Genomic DNA, 1118 nt, shown 5'->3' with positions numbered 1-1118 from the left:
CTCGGCCTCGACCATCACCGTCAGCCCGGCGCCTCCGGCGGCAAGGGCGCACAGGGCGTCCTCCTGCTCGACCACGGCGGCCACGGTGGGCTCCACGCCCACGGCGGCGAACAACCGCTCCATCACCGGACAGAACGGGCATTCGCACGGCACCCACAGCCAGGGCAGGGCCGCCAGGTCGGCCAGGGTGCCCGATTGCAGTGCCTCCGCCCATTCCAGCGGGCCGATGACGTGCAGCCCGATCCGGGCCAGCGGCGTCACGGCCAGCCCTTCCGGTGCGGCCACGTCATTGGATGGTGCATCTTCCGGCCCGCAGGCCGGATCTCCGCCCGCCCCGTCTGGCGAAGTGTTTTCCGCAAGGTACAGGAAGCCCGCGTCCAGTTTGCCGGACCGCAGGTCGGCCACCACTTCCCAGCTCATGGCGCGCGACAGGCGCAATCGCACGCGGGGTGCGGCCTGACGCAGCAGGGCGTGCGCCGCATCCACCCGCAAAAGATTCGAGGCCGCGTGCAGGGCCATGGTCACCTCGCCCTCCGGTTCACCGCGCAGGGCCAAAGCGCGCGCCCGCAATTCCTCGGCTCCGGCCAGCACCGTCCCCGCCCGCTCGCGCAGGTCGCGCCCGGCATCGGTCAGTTCCATACCGCGCGAAGTACGCCGGAACAGCGCCACCCCCAGTTCTTCCTCCAACGCCCGGATGTGGGCGCTGACGGCGGGCGGGCTGGCGTGCAGCCGCTCTGCCGCACGGGTCAGGTTTCCGGTGTCCGCCACCTCGGCAAAGGTGCGCAACTGATAGAGTTCCATGCTTTTCCCCGCATTCGCCAAAGGCGGCAGCCAGCCGCGAGACCGCTTTCGCCCGGTTGGCCGCCCGTCATTCGTTTTTTCCGAACCCGCCACCGGAACATGCGAATGGCCGCACGGGCGACGCGGGCATACATTCCGGCATCCGATGGTCACCCGAAACATGCAGGAGGACGCAAATGGGATGCAAGGGCTATTTCGATGCCGTGGCGGACAACTGGGACACCCTGCGCGCCGGGTTCTTTTCCGAGGCCGTGCGCGATGCGGCCTGCGCGCGGGCGCCGCTGGCCCCCGGCCAGATGGCGGCGGACGTGGGCGCG

General features: G+C 70.3%; 1 protein-coding gene. It reads right to left on the bottom strand.

Translation table 11 applies throughout. The features are described 5' to 3' along the window. A partial coding sequence (locus FVW27_RS16630; protein ID WP_167127286.1) for a LysR family transcriptional regulator occupies window positions 1-801 on the bottom strand: 801 nt, incomplete at its 3' end. Window positions 802-1118: the final 317 nt, after the last annotated feature.

It is taken from the genome of Nitratidesulfovibrio liaohensis (assembly GCF_011682075.1).
Classification (GTDB): domain Bacteria; phylum Desulfobacterota; class Desulfovibrionia; order Desulfovibrionales; family Desulfovibrionaceae; genus Cupidesulfovibrio; species Cupidesulfovibrio liaohensis.
Note: the sequence above shows the minus strand (reverse complement) of the source record. Positions and strands in the feature narration are given on the sequence as shown.